Below are 2,509 nucleotides of genomic sequence, written 5' to 3'. Positions count from 1 at the left end.
TAAAAATATTCATCATGTGAATCATAATCTAGAGGATCAAAACAAAAAAATTCAATTTCACGATCATACTTCTCTTTTATTCTCTTTGTTAGAGCATCTAGATAAGTATCTTCATTCTTATAGTTTTGAGGATCAATATCAAAATCACCATATCTAGATACTTCTTCAATCCATTCAAGATGTTCTAAACATATATTAACTGCTTTTTCATAGTCTTCAAAATTATCATATTTAGATACATCAACATAATGATCACATTCATCTAATGGATCTGCTTCAGATTTCCAATCATCACGCAATGCATTTAAATAGTCTTCTTCAGTATTATACCAATCTACATCGACAAAAAACCGTTGGTGAGGATTATATTTTCTGACCCATCGATCTTTGTTTAGATCTTTAATTGTTTGAAATAGTGTTGATATTCTTCCCATAGTATCACCTTAATCTTCTATTGATTCTTGATAATTCTCTAAAGAATCATGATCATGTGGGATTATATTGAAATAATTGTCTGGATTATATATTTCAGCCCACTTGTCTTTATTTACCATATTAAGTAATTCATGTAATAGCAATTATTTATTCATTGTAATCATATACCTTAATTATATAAAGTTTTTACTTATACCTCCATGAGAAACGTAAAATGTAAAATTATTCTTGTATCTTTCTGAAGCATTTCTACAATTTTCTGATTTATCACTTATTAACAATTGACTTTCTATGACATATAGGTTATATTTTATTTGCGATCAGATTGCAGATACTTGTGAAGCCTGCAATCGGGGGAGGGTGCCGAGGCCCCTCTCTTTTTTTGTGCAAAAATAATGTAAATCACAAAAGTAATTTCCAAATTTAAAAGGTATATTAAATGTAGAGGAGTCATCTTTGGTACTTAAACACCAACTTCGAATACAAAACATCAAGTTGTATAGTTCACATAATAGATATTGTTATGAGGTGCATATGAACAAACCATTTATTACGTATACCGCTCAGGTTGATAAGTTACAAAACGAAAAAAATTTAATAATTACTGATACTAATTTTGCGATTACAACCCTAAAAAATTTCAGTTACTACGGATTAATCGATGGCTACAAACATCTATTTATTGATATTCATACCCGTAAATACATCAATAATACTTGTTTTGAAGATATTGTTGCTCTTTACGAATTAGATGAAGATTTACGTGAATTATTCTTCAAGTATTTATGCCGTATAGAAAGAAAACTACGTTCATCTATTTCTTACCACTTCTGTCAAAAACATGGAGAACGTCAAGAAGAATACCTTAATCCCAACAACTACAACATGATTCCTAAAAATATGCGTGGAATTATAAAACTAATTCAAATGCTAGATAATATATCTAACAAAAACAAGAATCACAAATATCTTGTTTACCAGCGCAATAAATATCATAACATTCCACTGTGGGTGACTTGTAATGCCCTTACTTTCGGTCAGATATCCAAAATGTTTGAATTTCTACTTCAAAATATACAAGGACTCATCTGCCAGGATTTTGGAAATGTCAAGAAAAATGAAATGATTAAATATCTAAAAGTGTTAACACTCTATAGAAACGTATGTGCTCATAATGAAAGACTTTTTTTCTTATCACACGTACATTGATATTCCTGACACATTGATACACAAAAGATTAAACATACCAAAAAGTGGCTCAAAATATATATGTGGAAAAAATGATTTATTTTGTGTAGTTATCACCTTTCGTTATCTACTACCACAAGCTGATTTTTTAGTATTCAAAAAGCAACTGGTACATATTTTCAATCAATACGAGAAGAAGATTTCAAATTTAAGACTAGACAAGCTATATGAATATATGGGATTTCCATCTAACTGGAAACATATCACAAAATTCCATAAAATATAATCATAGTCGTCTAAAAAAGCACATTTTAGATCATCCACAATTGACTTACTGTGCCATATAGGTTATAAATTAGTGGCGAAAAACCCATAGGCTTGCCTATGGGTTGAAAGCCACATAATTTTTACTTGAGTTAAGCATAAGGGTAAGTTTAATAAGAAAAAACATTTTGGCAGGTCTATAAAGAATAGATGCCCTTCTGGGTTTCAGGCTGCTGTAGAAGAAAAATTCAAGACCACAGGTGGTACATATATAGAAGTGCCTAATGATTATAGAGCATCACAATATGACCATACAGCAGATGATTACATAAAGAAGAAATTATCTGACAGGATGTATCATCTAGCAGATGGAACTCTAGTACAGCGAGACTGGTATTCATCATTTCTGTTGTACTGCTATGATTACAGGACTAAGAATATAGATAGAGACAGATGTATTTCAGAATTTGAAAAGTGTTACAATAAAGAAGAAGCCTTAATTAAAAGAATTAAGATTAATAGAATCAAAGTATTGAATAGTGGAATCAAAATAGTATAAAATAAACATCAGGGAGATTGACTATACTTCCTTACGAAAGTAGAAATTTACCGTTAATGTGGT

General features: G+C 30.1%; 2 protein-coding genes and 1 pseudogene. 2 read left to right on the top strand and 1 reads right to left on the bottom strand.

The features are described 5' to 3' along the window. Window positions 1–434 (bottom strand): annotated as a pseudogene (locus tag ACT8VG_RS10050) (hypothetical protein); the annotation flags it as partial. Between the two features lie 535 nt (window positions 435–969). Here ACT8VG_RS10050 and ACT8VG_RS10045 point away from each other — a divergent pair. Beyond that, entirely contained in the window at window positions 970–1,644 is a 675-nt protein-coding gene (locus ACT8VG_RS10045; protein WP_444195780.1) for an Abi family protein, read from the top strand. Window positions 1,645–2,164: 520 nt separating this feature from the next. Beyond that, window positions 2,165–2,446 (top strand): hypothetical protein, encoded by a 282-nt coding sequence (locus tag ACT8VG_RS10040; RefSeq protein WP_329736429.1) that lies wholly within the window; start codon window positions 2,165–2,167, stop codon window positions 2,444–2,446. The last annotated feature ends 63 nt before the right edge of the window (window positions 2,447–2,509 follow it).

It is taken from the genome of Catenibacterium sp. (assembly GCF_052354645.1).
Classification (GTDB): Bacteria; Bacillota_I; Bacilli_A; order Erysipelotrichales; family Coprobacillaceae; genus Catenibacterium; species Catenibacterium mitsuoka_A.
The sequence above is the reverse complement of the archived record's forward strand: the minus strand, read 5'-3'. Positions and strand labels throughout refer to the sequence as shown.